Below are 16948 nucleotides of genomic sequence, written 5' to 3' on the forward strand. Positions count from 1 at the left end.
GACGGGGCCTCAACAACCGGCACGTCTTCTTCAGCAGCCACCATCGCGGCCATGCCGCGCTCGACCATCGCTTCCAATTGATCGATCAAATCGCGGTCGTTGCCTTCAGGCTCGGCCTCGGTGGCCTCCAGCCCAGCCAAAATCTCCTTGATGCGGTCGATCGAGGACAGGATCAGCGTCACGGCTTCCGCCTTCACCGGCATGCCGTCGCGGAATTTGCCCATCAAGGTCTCGCCGGCATGCGCCAACGCCTCCAGCCGCGGCAGCCCGAGGAAGCCGCAGGTGCCCTTGATCGTGTGCACCAGGCGGAAAATGTTATCCAGGATCTTCGCGTTGTTCGGGTCCTGCTCGAACTGCACCAGCTGGTTGTCGACCGTATCCAGGCTCTCGCTGCTCTCCGTCAGGAACTCGCGCAACAGATCGTCCATGAAACCAACCTTCGAAAACGCAGCGGCGCGCGACATCGACGCGCCTGACGGAACCGGGCCAGCTTCTCCGCAAAGCGTTTAAGTTTGGTTGAGCAAATGGAAAAGAACGGGATCAACAAAGAGATAAGGCCGCGCGATCGAATCGCGCGGCCCGTCGTAACCTTTGATTAATGATGTTCCCGTGGCCGCGTTCAGGACGCTGCGATAATGACCTTGTCGCCGTCCAGCGCGAGCGTCACTTTCAGCCCGCAGGCGTCCGCGAGCAGGCGCGTGTAATGCGGCTGCACCGCATGCGCATCGACCGTGTTCGACGACGTCGCATTCAGGAGATCGACGATGTTTTGCGGCACGCGCGCATTGAGGCCCGCGGCCGTGATGCGGAAGCTCATCGCCTCGCCGTCGCCGACCGGATCGATGATCAGCGTGCCGCCGCGCGGGATCGTCTGCTGCGCGATGACCAGCATGTTCAGCAGCAGCTTGACCCGATTCTTCGGCAACAGCAGCCGCGGCAAATTCCAGGTCAGCGTCACCTTGCCGTCCTCGATGTGCCCCTTCGCCATATTCTGGGCATCGCCAAGATCAATCTGCGCGCCGGCGGAACCGGCCGCGCCGAACGCCAGCCGGCAGAACTGCAACCGGGCCGACGCGGTCTTGGCGCTCTTGCGAATGAGATCGAGCGCGAAATCGCGGTCTTCGGGCTTGGGATTGTCGTCAAGGACCTCAAGCCCATTGACGATCGCGCCGACCGGACTGATGAGATCGTGACAGACCCGCGAGCACAGCAGCGCCGCGAGTTCGAGCGCATCGGGAGCGGGACCGGGAGACGAAGTGCCAGACATCGATTGTTTCCTGGAAAGCCGCACGCCGCGGGAGGAGTGCGAATCACGCATGCCTGTCGGCTTGATACACCGCGCAGACGGATGCTGCCAGCTTGCGGCGGGACTGATAAAGCATGATCCGGACCGGAACCGCCGCGTTCACGCAAAGTGGAAACCGGTTTTCCGAAAAGACCATGCTCAAACAAGGAGATGAGATCATGATGCGAGGCCGTGTCATCGCATCACGATCTCTGGGGAAGACAAGCAGGATATGAGATCCGCCCATGAATAAGGCACAGCCGCCCGTGATCGGCTGCGAGGCCGCCGCCAAGCTGCTCGAATCGCTGACCGAGCTGGCGATCCGGGCCGGCGAGGCTATCCTTGCGGTCAACCGTTCCGCGATGAATGTCACCGGCAAGAGTGACGGCTCGCCGGTGACCGAGGCCGATCTCGCCGCCGATCATATCATCGTCGAGGGGCTGACGCGGCTGGCGCCGCACGTGTCGCTGCTGTCGGAGGAGCGCGTCCATCTGGCGACGCCGCCCTACAAGGACAGTTTCTTCCTGATCGATCCGCTCGACGGCACCAAGGAGTTCGTCGCCGGCCGCAATGAATTCACCGTCAATGTGGCGCTGGTCACGCACGGCGTGCCGCTGCTTGGCATCGTCGGCGCGCCCGCGCTCGGCCTGATCTGGCGCGGCATCGTCGGCAAGGGCGCCGAGCGGTTGACGCTGCAGAACGGCGCGGTTGCGCAAGCCGTGCCGATCAAGACCCGTCTCTGCCCGCCGCGCGGCGCGCCCTGGACGGTTGCGGTCAGCCGCTCACATGGCGATGCGCGCACCGAAGCCTTCATCGACGAACGCGGCGAGGCGGTCCGCGCCGTGCTGGGCTCGGCCGTCAAGTTCGGCCGTGTCGCCGAAGGTCAGGTCGACATCTATCCCCGCCTCTCGCCCACATCCGAATGGGACGTGGCGGCCGGTCACGCGGTCGTCGTTGCCGCCGGCGGCAAGGTGACCGATGCGAACGGAGGCCCACTGCATTTCGGGCTGGGCCGCGAGGACTTTCTGGTGCCGGAATTCATTGCCTGGGGCGACCCGACCGCAGCGTCGTGATCACTGCGCGAGATTTTCTGCCAGCTCCGGCCAGCGCGCCGCGGCTTCGTTCAGGAAGTGCGCGGGATCGGCGGCGAAGGCATCGCGGCTGCGTTCCCGGTTGAACAGATAGAGCCGATTCCCGACCACCGCCCAGAATCGCGGATTGCCCGCACAGGTCACGCCCCGCACCAGGTCGGTCGGATCATAGCCGCCGAACTGCGGTCCATAGATTTCGGGATGCGCCACGAACGAGGCGCGGTTGCCCTCGTTGCGGAAGCGCCAGACGACGCCGCTTGTGGCGGCCTCGAATTCGGGCCGCCCCTGGGTCGCAGCGGAGTCGGTGAAATAGGCGACGGGATCGAATCCCTCGATCGCCAATCCCGAGTAGCGGTTCGTCACCACGCGCTCGGTCGTGGTGGCCCCAACAGGCAGTGGCGGCCAGATAGCCGCCAAAATGCCCGCCAACAGGCCGAAAAACGCCATCCCCCGGCACGATCCATATCTTTCCTGCCGTTGTACCGTCATAGTTGATACCGATAACATCCGAGTCGAGGGGACACTGGACGCAACCTAGAGCCGTGCCTGTTGGCATCAGGTTAAAGGGCAACGCCCGGAATTCGATAGCAGGGGTTCTTTATGAGTTTCGCATCACGCCTTGCCGCGGTCGCGTTCGCCGCGCTGATGTGCTGGAGCGCGGGGGCATCGGCACAGCAGGGGCCGCCGCCGCAATATCCGCCGCCGCAGCGTGAGCCGACCCCGTATACTTACGGGCCCGACGAGCTGGTCGGCGCCGGACACAAGTTCTTCGGCAATGTCTCGCGCGGGCTGGCCTCGGTCATCGAGCGCGCGGTCAGCCAATGGGGTCTGCCCAACGGCTATGTGCTCGGCGAGGAAGGCTCCGGCGCTTTCGTGGCCGGGCTGCGCTATGGCGAAGGCACGCTCTACACCAAGAACGCCGGCGACCTCCGGGTCTACTGGCAAGGTCCCTCGGTCGGCTTCGACTGGGGCGGCGACGGCGCGCGGACCATGACGCTGGTCTACAACCTGCCCTCGACGCAGGCTATCTATCAGCGCTTCGTCGGCATCGACGGCTCGGCCTATATCGTCGGCGGCTTCGGCATGACGGCGCTGACCGCCAACAACATCGTGCTGGTCCCGATTCGCTCGGGCATCGGCCTACGGCTCGGCGCCAGCGTCGGCTATCTCAAATACACCCCGCGCGCGACCTGGAACCCGTTCTAGGTCGCAGCCCTGATCGGGTGATGACGCCGGCGCTCCGGCACGGTTAGCGATTCAGGTTAACGCGGCAAACGGGCTGGCCTTCGGCCGGCCTGCCGTGGCATTGTGATTAACAATTTCCTTCTTTCTTGGAGTGACCCTTCATGATCGAGCCGATCATGTACGCGGCGATCGGTTTCCTGATCTCGATGCTGTGCGGCCTGATGATCGTGCCCCTGGTGCATAACCGGGCGGTGCGGCTGACCACGCGCCGCATGGAGGCGGCCACCCCGCTGTCGATGGCCGAGATCCAGGCCGACAAGGACCAGCTCCGCGCCGAGTTCGCGATGTCGGCCCGCCGGCTCGAGATGAGCGTCGATCAGCTCAAGAGCAAGACCACGAGCCAGCTCGCCGAGATCGGCAAGAAGACCGACGCGATCAATCGCATGAAGATCGAGCTGGGCGAGAAGAATGCCGCGATCTTCGCGCTGGAGGCACGCGAGAAGGCGATGAAGGAGCAGCTTCGCGCCACCGAGGAAGAGTTCACCGCCAAGACCGAGCTGCTGCGCAATGCCGAGCAGGCGCTGACCGACAAGCAGAGCGAGCTCGGCAAGATCAACGCCGCGCTCAACGACCGCTCCATGACCGCCGACAGCCGCCAGATCGAACTGGTCGCGGTGCGGACCCAGGTCGAGGAGTTGAAGAACCGGGTCGGCGATGCCGCCAGGGAGTTCGCGGCGACCGAGGCACGCCTCGCCCAGGAGCGCAGCCAGTCCGAAACCGCGACGCGCGATCTCACCGATGCGCGCGGCCGGGTCGAGAATCTGAGCCAGCGCGTCACCGATCTCGATCGCCAGCTGATCGTCCAGGTCAAGGAAGCCGAGATGCTCGGCAACCGCGTCACCGACCTCGAGTCGCGGCTCGCGACCCAGGGCAAGCTGCTTGCCGAGCGTGAATTCGAGAACGGCCAGCTCAAGCAGGCCAACGCCGCCGCCGAGCGGACGGTGCAGGAGCTGCGCGAGGCGATCGCGGCGGCAGGCGGCGGCAAATCATCCGCGCTCGAGAAGCTGCGGCAGGAGAAGGCGGCGGCCGAGGAGCAGCTGCGCATCGCCCGCGACGAACGCAGCAAGCTGCAGCGCGACATCAACGCGATCCAGCAGCAGGCCGAAAGCTCCTGGGCGACCGAGCGGATGGAGAACGCGCTGCTGCGCGAGCGCATCAACGACATCGCCGCCGAAGTAGCCAAGCTCGCGATCCAGCTCGAAGGACCGAACTCGGCGATCGAGGCCATGCTGGCGGCCGAGCCGACCGTGCCGGCCAAGGCGACCGCCAAGCCCGCCAACGGTGCCGCCAATGGCGTCTCGCCTGGCAGCGCGATGCCCGAAGGCGGCGGGACGCTCGCCGAACGCATTCGGGCGCTGCAGTCACACGCCTCCCGCGCCCGCCAGCAGGGCGCCTGATCCCCGCAGGGTTTGATGTCCTGCAGGCCTTGATTCCTTGAGGTCTCCTGAAGGTCTTGGCTTGACACCCCTACCCGGCACTTCGTAAATCGCACGCTCTGACGAAGCGCCTCTATCGACCGGCCGCCGACCAGCGGCCTTTGGCACGTCACATCCCGGACGCATAGCTCAGCGGGAGAGCGTTCCCTTCACACGGGAGAGGTCCAAGGTTCGATCCCTTGTGCGTCCACCATTTCCTCTTCCTTCAGCAGATCGATCAGCGCAGCGGTGGTCTGACCGCCGTTCGCCCGGCATCCCCCCTCATTGCCGGCGGCGGTGCGGGGCCGATGACGGCTTGACGGTGCGCCGGCTGAGTTCGCCGAGCAGGTCGCGAACGGCGCCGTCGAGTTCGTCGGGCGAGGTGGCGTGATCGGCTTGTTGTGTGCCGGTCGGCCGATACCGGCCGCGGGCGGAAATGTCGTCATTGGCGGCCCGCGCCTTTGGCGCGTGAACGCGCGGCGGTGACCGGCGCCGGCGGCGCGAGATCAACTCGCGGACGCCATATCCCGATGCGAACCCGATCCCGGCGACGAGAACGACAATCAGAAGCTCCAGCATCGTGCTGTCCCCAATCACCTTGCCGCAATGCAATAAGCGCGACAATGCGGCAGGGGCTTGACCGGGCCGGTTCCTTTTCACGGTATCGAACAGAACGCCGCCCCCACGGAGTCCTACGGTGTTTTATTCGCGAGCCTCCTCGGCTACCTTCCCGGAACTCGCGGAGGCCGGCGTCTCGATGCGCAAGGGCAATGACTACCTTCTGAAGCTGCGGCCGTGGTCGTTGTCGACGTTCGTGGTCGCCCTGCTGGCCGTAGTGCTGGCCACTGCGACCCAGGAGATGTTCGCGAGCTTCGGCATGCAGTTCTATTTCGCAGGCTTCGTGCCGGCGATCCTGATCGCGGGCCTGATGGGCGGCGCACCGGCCGGCGCCTTTGCGACGATCATCACGGTTCCGATCGTCTGGTGGGCGTTCATGCCGCCCTATTTCGACTTCGGCTGGCCCACCCCTGAAGACTATGACAGTCTCGCGATGTTCCTGCTGTCGAGCGCGCTGCTGGTTTGCTTCTCGCAATCTACCGGGAAGCGCTGGTGATCCTGCGGAAGTAAGTCGCCGACGCATGCCAATGCCGCTTGCCGGTGCCGGCAAGCGCTGGTCGGCAAGGACCGTCGCCTTTAGATCCCGAACATCCAGACCGCAACGATGGTCGCCAGGGTCGCCACGCCGCTGACCGTCCAGCCCACCGCGTAGAAGGGGCAGTATCGAGCATGGTGCCGGTGGTTTCCGTCATCGATCGCCAACGCATGGCGCGTCTCCTCGGAACTCCTGCCTAACGACATAACGCAGCTCGAGGTTCCCGGTTCCGTGGCCTGCACGAGGGTTGCGCCGTTCACGCGCTGCTCACGGACTGCTGATCCGCGTCGCGGAACCCGCGACATTCTGTCCCGTTGAGGGGCGCTGGAAACCAACTTGGGAGAACCATCCGATGCGAACACTGATCCTCGCCGCCACGGCGCTTGCCTTCGTCTCGTCCGCCGCACTCGCGCAGGACAAGGCGGGCACGAGCCCGGCCCCCGCCGCAAGCGGCGACACCGCGGCCAAGGGCGAGGCGTCCAAGATGGCGCCGAAGAAGAAGGCGAAGAAAGCCGCAAAGAAGTCGAGCGCCAAGACTGGGGAAAAGACCGGCGACGACGCGGCCAAGCAATAGACAGAAGCAATCGCCCACAGAAACAATCGCGCTTTGCGATCTCTTGGCGATCTCAGCGATCACGGAAAAGGCCGCCCGAGGGGGCGGCCTTTTCTGTCTCGGTTCGCGGGCTGTCTCGACCCGTCACGTCGCAATCGGCTGCGCCGCCGGTTTGGGGAGCGAGAGCTGAGCCCGTGAAGTCAAGTGCGGGAGGGGGAGCGAAAGAGTTGCGAAGCCGGTAATCCGCACCGCCATCGGATCGTTCTGAAATTGACCACCAGCCCCAGTAATTGCTCCACCTCCCGCGCCTTCTGTTCTGCCCCGCATGCACCGGCCACGCATGATCCAAACGGGCTATCACGGACAATGCGGAGAGAAGATTCATCCATCAACTTAGTGCTGAACGCCATTGTCATGCTTGCCCGCAAGCCCGCCCGCATCCAGCCGCTCGGCAAACCAGCGCGATACGGTGCTGTCGATGACGCCGCCGGCATAGACCTCGGACAGGCTCACCCCGTCCTTTCCCACGATCAGCAGTACGCCGATCGCGTAGGCGAACCAGACATTCGGATCGGTCAGCGCCTGCAGCTTGCGCTGATCGTGCTCGACGGGCTGGTGATTGCCGTCCTTGCGCAGCTCGATGGCCAGCAGATTGTTCGGGATATCGCGCTGATGCACGACGATATCGGGGTAGATCGACTTGCCGAGATGGTCATCGGTCGAGATCGTCGAGCCGCGCGGCAGCCGCAGCGTGCGCTCGCCGAGCCGGTCGTAGTTGCAATCGACCTGCCAGCCGGAAAACTGCCGCTCGACATAGACGGCCAGCCGGTGAGTAAGCGTTCGCTCGCCGAGATCGCGCTCCAGCAGGAACGTCTCCTGCGCATAAAACTCCTCAACGGCGGCGATCACCTTGTTCAGCTCGGTCTGCATTGGCGCCTCCGACTGGACTAATGCGCGATGAGCTTCATCGCGGGCCGCCGCCGCGGCCTTCTAAAGCGTGTGTCTACATCTGCACTTCGATCAGCCGCGGCCCCGGCTCGGCGACGGCTTCCGCCAGCGCCTTGTTGAACTCGTCGGCAGTCGTCACCGCCCTGCCCGGCACGCCCATGCCCCTGGCGAGCGCGACGAAGTCGAGCGTCGGGCGATCGATCTTGAGCATATCCTGCGCCCGCTTGCCCGGCTCGCCGGCGCCGACGCCGTCGAACTCGCCACGGAGGATCTGGTAGATGCGGTTGGCGAACACGATGGTCACGACGTTGAGCCCTTCGCGCGCCTGCGTCCACAGCGACTGGATCGTGTACATCGCCGAACCGTCGCCGACCATGCAGATCACCTTGCGGTCCGGACAGGCGACCGCGGCGCCGGTTGCGACCGGCGTCGAGAAGCCGATCGAGCCGCCCATGTTCTGCAGCCAGTCATGCGGCGCTGAGGCCGCCGTCGGCGGGAAGAAGCCGCGGCCGGTGGTGACCGATTCATCGACCATGATGGCGTTCTCGGGGATCGCACACGCAATCGCCTGCGCGATCGAGGCGTGGTTGAGCGCGCCGGTCGGCTTGGTCCAGTTCCTCCAATTGCTGCGGCCTGACGTCGTGCACCGTGGCATGCAGCGCGCCCGCGAGCGCCTCGAGGGCTGCGACCGAATTCTCGCCCCAGGCGGTCATGCGATGCACCTCGCAGCCTTCCGCCTTCAGCATGCTCGGCTTGTTCGGATAGGCGAAGAACGCGACGGGATCGTTGGCCTCGACCAGCACGATGTGACGGAAATTCTTCAGGATCGGCAGCGCCAGCTCGATCACATAGGGGATGCGGTTGATCGAGAAGCGGCCGCGGCCGCGCGCCATGCGCGGATGATAGGTCTGGCCCATCACGGTGCAGCCGGTCTTGCCGGCGATGCGCTCGGCGAGCGCCAGCCCCTGTTCGGTCAGCGCGCTGCCGGTGACCAGCAGCAGCGTGTGCGCGGCATCGCCGTGCAGGATCTTCGCGGCACGCTCGACCGCCTGCGGCGAGTAGCTCGGACGCTGGGTGTCGACAGGCACTTCGGCGATGCCGTCGGCCTCGTTCCAGGCGGTGTCGGCCGGCAGGATCAGGGTTGCGATCTGCGGCGGCGCGCTCCTGGCCGCGGCGATCGCAGCCGCACCATCGCCTGCAACCGACTTGGCATCCGGCGACGTGCGCACCCAGGACGACGTCGGCCGCGCCAGGCCCTCGATGTCAGAGGTCAGCGGCGCGTTGTAGCCGATGTGGTAGGTTGCGTGCTGGCCGACGATATTGACGATGCCGGAATGGGCCTTCTTGGCGTTGTGCAGATTGGCAAGGCCGTTGGCGAGGCCGGGCCCGAGATGCAGCAGCGTCGAGGCCGGCGTTCCCTTCATGCGGAAATAACCGTCGGCCGCACCGGTCACCACGCCTTCAAACAGACCGAGCACGCAGCGCATGCCCGGGACCTTGTCCAGCGCCGCGACGAAATGCATCTCCGAGGTGCCCGGATTGGTGAAGCAGACGTCCACGCCGCCCGCAACCAATGTCCGCACCAGACTTTCCGCACCGTTCATGATCCCGCTCCCGCCAGAGATGTTTCTTGAGGTTGATCCAGATCAACCATTCTTCATCCGCTTCGTCAAAGGCTTGGCCGGACAATGCAGGTATCGCTTCCGATCTGTTGCCTTTTTAAACCGTGTCGTCGGAAAATGGCTGGTGTCACGGCTTCGTCGCTTGCGAAACGCCGGCGGTTGTGGCCTTTCTGGCTGCATATTTGATTGTTCGCGAGGACGATGACGATGCGCCCGATTGCCTTGATGTTTGCCGCGCTCACGATCCTGGCAGGTGCCGGCCAGGCCCAGGCCCAGTTGTTCGATTCCCGCGGCTACCAGTCCGAGCCCCCGAGCTTCTTCGGCAACGGCGCGAGCCCGATCCCGCGCACCACCGTCAACTACCCGACCAACTATGCCCCCGGCACCATCGTGGTGAACACCGCCGAGCGCCGGCTCTATCTGGTGCAGGGCAACGGCCAGGCGCTGCGCTACGGCATCGGCGTCGGCCGCGACGGCTTCCGCTGGGGCGGCGTCCACCGCATCTCCGCGAAGAAGGAATGGCCGTCCTGGACGCCGCCCAGGGATATGCTGCGCCGCCGCCCCGATCTGCCGCGTCACATGAACGGCGGGATCGAGAATCCGCTCGGCGCGCGCGCGATGTATCTCGGCTCGACGCTGTACCGGATCCACGGCTCGAACGAGCCGGAGACGATCGGCCAGGCGGTCTCGTCGGGCTGCTTCCGCATGACAAATGACGACGTCAAGGACCTCTATGATCGGGTCTCGGTCGGCACCACCGTCGTGGTGAAGAACTGATCGCGTCGATTTCACCGGAACTAGGCGCCACCGTCCGGCAGGATCGCTGATCCCGCCGCCTTGATCCCGCCTTGCGCTGCCGCAAGCATTGCGGCAGCGTCGTCAGAATGCCCCAGCACCGCCCTTCGATCCTGCTCGTTCTCGCCGCAGCGCTCGCCGCTTGCCTCACTGACGCCACCGTGCCCGCGGCCGGCGCCGAGGTGCCGGCCGTTGTCGTGCGCCAGCGTAGCGAGAAGAAGCTCTTCACCGACGCCGAGATCGTCGAGGGTTTTCTGAAGACCGCATTCGGTGCCGAATATCATCTCGCCGGACGGGTCGATCGCATCCGCAAATACGACAGCCCGGTGCGCGTGTTCGCCGACGGCAGCCGCGCCGATCGCAAGGCCCAGCTCGCCAAGGTCGTCGCCGACATCCGAGCCAAGGTGCAACATCTCGACATCGCGATGACCGAGAGCAGCGACGCCGCCAATGTCGTGGTCAAGCTGGTGCGCGACCGCGAGCTCTACCGCACCATCGCGACCTTCTACGGCCAGGACCGCGCCAAGGAAATCCGCTCCTCGCTCGATCCGCAGTGCCTGTCCGGCTTCCGCAAGAACGAGAACTACGAGATCGAGCATTCCGACGTGATCCTGACCGTCGACAACGGCGATTTCGTCTTCCTCGACTGCGCCTATGAGGAGCTGCTGCAGTCGCTCGGCCCGATCAACGATACCGCGACCGTGCCGTGGACCATGTTCAACGACAGCGTCTCGATGGGCTATTTCGACGTCTACGACCAATATCTGCTCAATTTGCTCTACGACCCCCGCATCAAGCCCGGCATGACCGTGCAGGAGGTCAAGGCCGTGCTGCCCGACGTGCTCACCGACATCCGCGCCTGGGTGGCGAAGGTGAACCATCTGGAGTGAGGGGTGGCGGCGAGATCAGGCAAGCGATGCCGTCACGCACGCCGCTGTCGTCCCGGCGCAGGCCGGGACCCATACGCCGCAGCAGATGTGGCTGACGGGACTCGTCGTTCCAGCAGTGCATGACAATCGGCATTTGTGGTTATGGGTCCCGGCCTGCGCCGGGACGACACTGAGTGTGTGGTGCCGCTTGCGAGTCAAACTTCTGCGTTCTCGCGACATGATTTGTCCGAGGTTTGCTCTTCGTTCCGCCCTCTCTCGCAGAGGGCGCAGGGAAAGCCAGGTGCCGATCGCACCCATGGGCCCCGAGCAAGGGTAGAAAGCTCGGGGGTAGGACCACAGGTGTAACCGGAGCAATCCGGCTTTCCCTGCGCGATGGGTTACGGCTTACTTCGTGCTCTCCCCGGCGAGACTGGGCTTGTTTGTCACCGCCTTCGCAAGACGCAATTGCGTCTTACAAGGGGACACCGGCCGCTAGGGCGTCAGGGCGTCAGGACCACACGACTTCGCTGTCCGCCTCAATCACGCTTCGTCCGTCGTGACGTCAGCGTCCACCGCATCCCACACCTCGTTCGTGACGATCGCGAAGCGCCCCTCGATCGGGTGAGACGGGCGAACCATACACTGAGTTGGGCATTCTGATAAATAGAAATATTTTTGCCATGGGGGCTTGCGCCGTCGGGCAACTCAGTGATTGGCGTGTGAGGGACACACCGGCGGAAGGGTTCCCTCTCCCCTTAGGGAGAGGGGTGCCACACGACGTACTCTTTCGTTTCTGCGACGGCGACAAGCGAACAAGTTGCGAGAGCGATGCGCTCATCGATCATCTCGCCCGGGGCCCCCCTCCCCACCCTCTCCCGCAAGGGAGAGGGAGCCTGAGCTATGTGCTCTCCTCACTGGTCACCCGCATGAGGATCACCACCCTCCCCGCTTGACCTTGCCCCTGCAGCCGCCTCCATAAGAGACGCGGTCAGACGATGCGTGATTCGATGAATGCTGCCGCCCGTTTTCTCAGTCCGTCCGAAGCTGCGAGGCAGCTCGGCATCTCGGCCAAGGCACTGCGGCTGTACGAGGAGCGCGGCCTGATCGCGCCTTCCCGCACGCCAGCGGGATGGCGCGCCTATGGTCCGGCCGAGATGGCGCGCGGTGCCGAGATCGTCGCGCTGCGTGCGCTCGGCCTCGGCATCGGCGAACTGGCGCGGGTCCTGAGCGGCGATGCCGCCGTGCTCGACCGCGTGCTGGCTGCGCACGAAGCCACGCTCGAAGCGCGGGTCCGACAATGCGGCGACAGCATCGCCAGGGTGCGGGCGCTGCGCGCCGACCTCGGCGGCGGCAAGATGCCTGCGGCGCGCGAAATCATCGGCGCAGTCAGGGCGCGACCGGCGATCGCCGTCGCGTTCGATCTGCCGTGGCCCTGGGGCGGTGAACGCTTCGAGCTGCGCGACGTCAAGCCGCTGAACTACATCGTCGGCCCGCTCGGCAGCGGCAAGACGCGCCTCGCTCAGCGGCTTGCGGAAGCACTGCCCAACGCCAGCTTCGTCGGCCTGGACCGCGCAGCCGATGGCGGCGCGGCCGTTCGCGCGCGTCTCGATGCCGATCCCGCCCACAAGGCCAGGGTCGATGCAAGCCTTGCCGCTCATCTCGCTGACGGCGCCGTGGAGACACCGGCATTGACCACGCTGCTCGCAGAGCTCGAGGCCGACGGCGACGCGATCCCCGTGATCGACATGCTCGAGCACGGGCTCGATGCGGCAAGCCAGGAAGCGGTGATCGCGCAGCTGCGCCGTCGCGGACCGCAGGCGCAGCCGCTGTTCTTCCTGACGCGCTCCAGCGCGATCCTGGATCTCGACGCGGTCGGCGACGACGAAGCGATCATCCTGTGCCCCGCCAATCACAGCGTGCCGGTCTGCGTCACGCCGGTGCCCGGCGCGGTGGGCTATGAAGCGGTCGCGACCTGCCTCGCCTCGCCGCAGGTGCGCGCGCGGACTGAAGGCATGATCGCGTGGCGGCCGGCCTGATTTCTCGTCTTGGTTGTATTCTGATAATATAATAGTGCACGATGCCGGTCGATGCGCGGCGAAAAAGTGTGCTATAAGCCCACTCAATGACCGACCTCCCCCGTACCCAGGCCTTGCGTTGCTTCATCACGGTTGCCCGTGAGGGCACCGTGTCGCGCGCGGCATCGATGCTGAAACTGACCCAGCCCGCGGTCAGCCTGCAACTGAAGGCGCTGGAGGAAAGCACCGGGCTGCAGCTGTTCAACCGCACGCCGGGCGGTTTTACGCTGACCGAGGCCGGCGCCGCGCTGCTGCCGCTGGCGCACCGGGCGGTGGCGGCGGCATCCGACTTCAAGGCGACGGCGGACTCGCTGAACGAGGCGCAGCGCGGCACCTTGCGCGTCGGCACCATCCTCGATCCCGAATTCACCCGGCTTGGACCGTTCGTGCGCAGCCTTGCGATGTCCTCGCAACGCACCGAAGTATTCCTGCGCCATGGCGTCAGCGACGACGTGCTGGCACAAGTCGGCCGGGGCGAGCTCGACGTCGGCTACTATGTCGACGCCACGCCGCCGGAGCAGCTCGCCCATCACAGCTTCACTGAACGGACCATCACCGACGGCCGCTACCAGCTGGCGCCGCTGCTCAGCTACGACTACCGGGTGATCGCGCCGATCGCCTGGCGGGAGCGGGTGATGGGCAAGGGCTGGGCCGAACTCGCCGAGCTGCCCTGGCTCGCGACACCGCCGCATTCCGGCCACCGCCGTCTGCTCGACGACATCTTCCGCCCGCTCGGCCCGTTGCCGAAGCGCATCGGCTACACCGATCAGGAAGAGGCGATGATCGACTTCGTCGAATCCGGCCTCTGCCTCAGCCTCGCGCGCGACAGCGTGCTGGCGCCGCGGATGGCGCGCCCGCATCAGTTCGTGGTCGTCGACAAAGTGAAGCTCACCTGCGATCTCTCTTTCGCCTGCCTCGCCGCGCGCCGCCAGGAGCCGGTGATCGCCCACGCCTTCGCCAGCGTGCGCGCGGTGTGGAATATCAAACCGGCGATCGCCGGCGCCGGACCGACGCGAACGCGGAAGGTCGCGAAGAACGTGTAGCGGCGCGCGGGCCACGATCGAGGCCGGACGACTAGAGACAAACCGGATAGAGCTGTCCTGCCACGTCTGCGACCTTTCCATCTGCCGACTGCTCGATCGTAATGGCGTATCGCTCGCTGCACGGGCCCGCATGGCGATTCCATAGAAGTGCGACCGAGTTCGGTCTATCCGACTTTTCAACCCGAAAGCCACCTCCGGTGATCTGGGCAATTGCGGCTCTCGCGTCGGAGCCAACCGGAAATGCATTCTTCACGAATTGAGAGAAGGCGCGCTTCGTCTCGTCGTAAGAGCTACGGCCCATTGCAAGATCCTTCTTCATGAAGGCTGGATAGGCGTCCACCCGCGTCAGTTGGTAGCGAAGAGAACTTTCCCGGCACCGATCACAACGATCGAACCGCCGAACAATATGCCGAGGATGATCAAAGCGCGTCTCAACGAAGCATCTCCTTTGCAGTTGCAGCCCGTCTGCCAGGGGACCGGAAAGCGTCGCAAGTCTGCGGCGCCGCGATTTCCGCATAGGCCCTGCCCGGCCTCGGACATTCGGACACGTCTGATGTGTCGTCGTGCTCGCTATTTCAAAGCCAGGCTGGTGCAATACGCAGAGACTTCACCGCTTCTCCAACCGTTATTCAATCCGGTTTCCGTGCACTGAGTATAGCTCTTGAAGGGGATGCCGCCGGGCCCGATGTTCCGGCACCCGGTGTAGGCAGACGCGCCGGCAGACCAGGAGCATCCGACCCAGGGGCGGTCACCTGACTTCATGCTCGTCATGCAACCGCCGATGCAAAACACCGAGGTCGAAGCTGTATGCGGAGATGAGGTGCTGCGGGCCGCCGCGCGTTGCGTCGGCCTGTGTTGCGTGCCGACATGCCTCGGCGCCTCGACCGAAATGTTGGGAAGCGGGTCGATGGCGCTGTCCGGGGCCGGCGTGGGTTGCGACCACGCCGGGCCGCTTGATACGCACATTAGCGGCGCGATCGACAACAGAGCGACAGCGAAATTGGTGACGAAGAGCGACGAGCGTTTCATAGCCGTGTTCTCCAAAAAACGGGACGGCAATTCCATCCCGGGATGCAGGGTAGCACACATTCAACTACCATCGTGTTTGATTTGCCGTGCACGTTCTCTACGTGAAGGTCCGATCGATCAACGATACCCTGCTGCACTCGCGTGATTGACCGAACGCACTCCTGGCCACAGAATTGAAACATCCATCCTGTTTCCAAATGTTTATATGGGCCGATTTGGCTTCGGAATGTGGGCGCAGCACCACTGACATTTTGCCGTGGGACCGTCACCAACCTTGACGAGATCCCGAAAGTCGTAGCCCATTCGGGCTTTGGCGGGTGGAATACTTGGAGTGATGCTCGAAGCGGTCAACCTGCGATAGCTCGCCGCAAGCGTATTTTGAATTGCTTTGGAGGATACTTATGACCACTTACGTTGGGACCAACAGTGACGATACATATTCGTCATCTTCCGACGACGTCTATTATGGGCTTGATGGCAACGACAGCCTGACGGCGGTCTACGGACCGATTTCCCATCCGGTTATCTATGGCGGCGAGGGAAATGACACGCTTTCCGGGTTAACAGCCACCGCCTATGGCGGGAACGGCAATGACCAAATCTCGTCGACCGCCAGGGCCTACGGGGGTGACGGCAATGATACCTTGCTAAACATCGGGGCGTCGCCCTCGGAGCACGGGTCTGCCTATGCAGATGGTGGCGCAGGCAACGATTACGTCCAGGCCATTGACGGACTAAACACGACTGCGGGCTCGTACCTTTATGGGGGCGACGGCAACGACACACTCGAGCTGGTCACAACCGTGAATTATGCCGGCGGCCAGGACGTCTTCTACGGGGGAGAGGGCGCGGATCTTCTGTTCGTCAGCGGGCCATATGGGCTGTATGGCGACTACATGTACGGAGGGGCCGGTAACGACACCATTCTCGGCGGCGCAGCCGCGGACACCCTTGTCGGTGACGCAGGAGTGGATCTGCTGGAGGGCGGTGGCGGCAACGATTACCTGTACATGTCGTCCGGTGGCGGAACGGCATATGGCGGTGACGGCAACGATGTGTTCGTCGGATCATTCGTCAAGGACATCATGATCGGCGACGCCGGAGATGATGTCGAGTACGGCTATGGCGGCAACGACTATCTGTACGGCGGCGCCGGCAACGACGTGATGTTTGGCAGCGATGGTGTCGATGTCCTAATCGGCGGCGCCGGCAACGACTATTTCGATGGCGGCACCGGCGTGAACTACTATTTTGGAGGCGATGGCGGCGGGCCGGGCACCGGATTGGGCAACGACACCTTCGTTGTCAACGACGTGCCCGGAGTGCAGGTCGTGCAGGACTGGACGCCGAGCCTGGACGTCGTGCAATTGAACGGGTCCGGTTTCACATCCTTCGCCGACGTTCTGTCGCATTCATATCAGAACGGGGCTTATTTCGTGGTTCAGGTCGATGCCGACACCGCGGTGTGGCTGAATGGCGCTTCGGCAGGCACGGTCACGGCGGCAAATTTCTCCATCGTGAGCTGATGCGGATTCGCCGCGAGGCGCGCCAAGCGGTACCTTATCCGCGCGCCTTGTGCCGACGTCGCAAGCACCGTCCGCAGGTCATAAGCTTAGGCGGCAACGACCAGCGGTCTCGTCATGTCGTCCATCGCAGGCACCAGCGACGGTGCGTCGCACTCCTGCTGGGCGAGCTGGTCCACGAGCTTGCGCAGCCTTGGCGGCAAATCGGCGTAATCGCCGCGCAGCGCATGGCGCAGTCTCCAGCCGATCTCTTCGCAGATGGCGCGCGCGTGCTCGGATGCGAGCGGATGGTGCGCGATCAT

Annotated in this window: 18 protein-coding genes, 1 tRNA gene and 1 pseudogene; 11 read left to right on the forward strand and 9 right to left on the reverse strand. The window is 64.5% G+C overall.

Translation table 11 applies throughout. From position 1 onward, the window contains the following. A partial coding sequence (locus K359_RS52130) for an Hpt domain-containing protein (protein WP_029084326.1) occupies window positions 1-428 on the reverse strand: 428 nt, incomplete at its 3' end. 191 nt (window positions 429-619) lie between these two features. Continuing rightward, the gene (chpT, locus tag K359_RS0116145; protein ID WP_029080276.1) at window positions 620-1267 is read right to left on the reverse strand and encodes a histidine phosphotransferase ChpT; all 648 of its coding nucleotides are present in this window, start codon (window positions 1265-1267) and stop codon (window positions 620-622) included. Between the two features lie 263 nt (window positions 1268-1530). Between chpT and cysQ the strand changes: the two genes are divergently transcribed. After that, the gene (cysQ, locus tag K359_RS0116155; protein WP_029080277.1) at window positions 1531-2358 is read left to right on the forward strand and encodes a 3'(2'),5'-bisphosphate nucleotidase CysQ; all 828 of its coding nucleotides are present in this window, start codon (window positions 1531-1533) and stop codon (window positions 2356-2358) included. On the opposite strand, the gene K359_RS0116160 is transcribed toward cysQ, so the two are convergent. Continuing rightward, window positions 2359-2823 carry a YHS domain-containing (seleno)protein gene (locus tag K359_RS0116160; protein ID WP_029080278.1) on the reverse strand — a complete coding sequence of 155 codons (465 nt, stop codon included), beginning with the start codon at window positions 2821-2823 and terminating at the stop codon, window positions 2359-2361. It lies immediately after the preceding gene. Window positions 2824-2976: 153 nt separating this feature from the next. On the opposite strand from K359_RS0116160, the gene K359_RS0116165 reads away from it, so the two are divergent. From K359_RS0116165 to K359_RS0116175, 3 genes are all read left to right on the forward strand, one after another. Further along, the gene (locus tag K359_RS0116165; RefSeq protein ID WP_029080279.1) at window positions 2977-3582 is read left to right on the forward strand and encodes a DUF1134 domain-containing protein; all 606 of its coding nucleotides are present in this window, start codon (window positions 2977-2979) and stop codon (window positions 3580-3582) included. A gap of 140 nt (window positions 3583-3722) precedes the next feature. Then, window positions 3723-5018, forward strand: a complete 1296-nt coding sequence (locus K359_RS0116170) for a hypothetical protein (protein WP_029080280.1) — start codon at window positions 3723-3725, stop codon at window positions 5016-5018. Between the two features lie 157 nt (window positions 5019-5175). Next, window positions 5176-5250 (forward strand) — tRNA-Val (locus tag K359_RS0116175). Window positions 5251-5318: 68 nt separating this feature from the next. On the opposite strand, the gene K359_RS0116180 is transcribed toward K359_RS0116175, so the two are convergent. Beyond that, a complete protein-coding gene (locus K359_RS0116180) occupies window positions 5319-5615 on the reverse strand; it encodes a hypothetical protein (RefSeq protein WP_156928523.1) in 297 nt (98 codons plus the stop codon). Between the two features lie 118 nt (window positions 5616-5733). On the opposite strand from K359_RS0116180, the gene K359_RS52135 reads away from it, so the two are divergent. Continuing rightward, on the forward strand, window positions 5734-6150 hold the full coding sequence (locus K359_RS52135) for a DUF4118 domain-containing protein (protein WP_245284627.1): 417 nt from the start codon (window positions 5734-5736) through the stop codon (window positions 6148-6150). 80 nt (window positions 6151-6230) lie between these two features. Here K359_RS52135 and K359_RS65790 read toward each other — a convergent pair whose 3' ends face one another. Next, window positions 6231-6356, reverse strand: a complete 126-nt coding sequence (locus tag K359_RS65790) for a hypothetical protein (protein ID WP_256375157.1) — start codon at window positions 6354-6356, stop codon at window positions 6231-6233. A gap of 185 nt (window positions 6357-6541) precedes the next feature. Here K359_RS65790 and K359_RS0116195 point away from each other — a divergent pair, with 185 nt between their 5' ends. Beyond that, window positions 6542-6763: a hypothetical protein gene (locus tag K359_RS0116195; protein WP_029080282.1), complete on the forward strand. Its 222-nt coding sequence runs from the start codon at window positions 6542-6544 to the stop codon at window positions 6761-6763. 372 nt (window positions 6764-7135) lie between these two features. Here K359_RS0116195 and K359_RS0116200 read toward each other — a convergent pair whose 3' ends face one another. Together K359_RS0116200 and K359_RS52145 are read right to left on the reverse strand one after the other, a co-directional pair. Continuing rightward, window positions 7136-7672 carry a hypothetical protein gene (locus tag K359_RS0116200; RefSeq protein ID WP_029080283.1) on the reverse strand — a complete coding sequence of 179 codons (537 nt, stop codon included), beginning with the start codon at window positions 7670-7672 and terminating at the stop codon, window positions 7136-7138. Window positions 7673-7745: 73 nt separating this feature from the next. Next, window positions 7746-9294, reverse strand: a pseudogene (locus tag K359_RS52145) (acetolactate synthase large subunit). 225 nt (window positions 9295-9519) lie between these two features. On the opposite strand from K359_RS52145, the gene K359_RS0116210 reads away from it, so the two are divergent. The 4 genes from K359_RS0116210 (at window position 9520) to K359_RS52150 (ending at window position 14094) form a co-directional block, all read left to right on the forward strand. After that, on the forward strand, window positions 9520-10089 hold the full coding sequence (locus tag K359_RS0116210) for a L,D-transpeptidase (RefSeq protein WP_029080284.1): 570 nt from the start codon (window positions 9520-9522) through the stop codon (window positions 10087-10089). Window positions 10090-10196: 107 nt separating this feature from the next. Beyond that, complete coding sequence (locus tag K359_RS0116215) at window positions 10197-10997, forward strand: DUF2927 domain-containing protein (RefSeq protein ID WP_029080285.1); 801 nt, start codon at window positions 10197-10199, stop codon at window positions 10995-10997. A gap of 986 nt (window positions 10998-11983) precedes the next feature. Beyond that, a complete protein-coding gene (locus K359_RS0116225; RefSeq protein ID WP_029080286.1) occupies window positions 11984-13012 on the forward strand; it encodes a MerR family transcriptional regulator in 1029 nt (342 codons plus the stop codon). Between the two features lie 86 nt (window positions 13013-13098). After that, window positions 13099-14094 carry a LysR family transcriptional regulator gene (locus K359_RS52150; RefSeq protein ID WP_035976675.1) on the forward strand — a complete coding sequence of 332 codons (996 nt, stop codon included), beginning with the start codon at window positions 13099-13101 and terminating at the stop codon, window positions 14092-14094. A gap of 570 nt (window positions 14095-14664) precedes the next feature. On the opposite strand, the gene K359_RS64415 is transcribed toward K359_RS52150, so the two are convergent. Continuing rightward, a complete protein-coding gene (locus tag K359_RS64415; protein ID WP_245284628.1) occupies window positions 14665-15123 on the reverse strand; it encodes a hypothetical protein in 459 nt (152 codons plus the stop codon). 401 nt (window positions 15124-15524) lie between these two features. On the opposite strand from K359_RS64415, the gene K359_RS0116240 reads away from it, so the two are divergent. Beyond that, a complete protein-coding gene (locus tag K359_RS0116240) occupies window positions 15525-16649 on the forward strand; it encodes a calcium-binding protein (protein WP_029080288.1) in 1125 nt (374 codons plus the stop codon). 86 nt (window positions 16650-16735) lie between these two features. On the opposite strand, the gene K359_RS0116245 is transcribed toward K359_RS0116240, so the two are convergent. After that, window positions 16736-16948, reverse strand: coding sequence for a hypothetical protein (locus K359_RS0116245; RefSeq protein WP_029080289.1), 213 nt, complete (start codon window positions 16946-16948; stop codon window positions 16736-16738).

Origin of the sequence: Bradyrhizobium sp. th-b2, assembly GCF_000426785.1 — a bacterium.
Lineage (GTDB): Bacteria > Pseudomonadota > Alphaproteobacteria > Rhizobiales > Xanthobacteraceae > Bradyrhizobium > Bradyrhizobium septentrionale.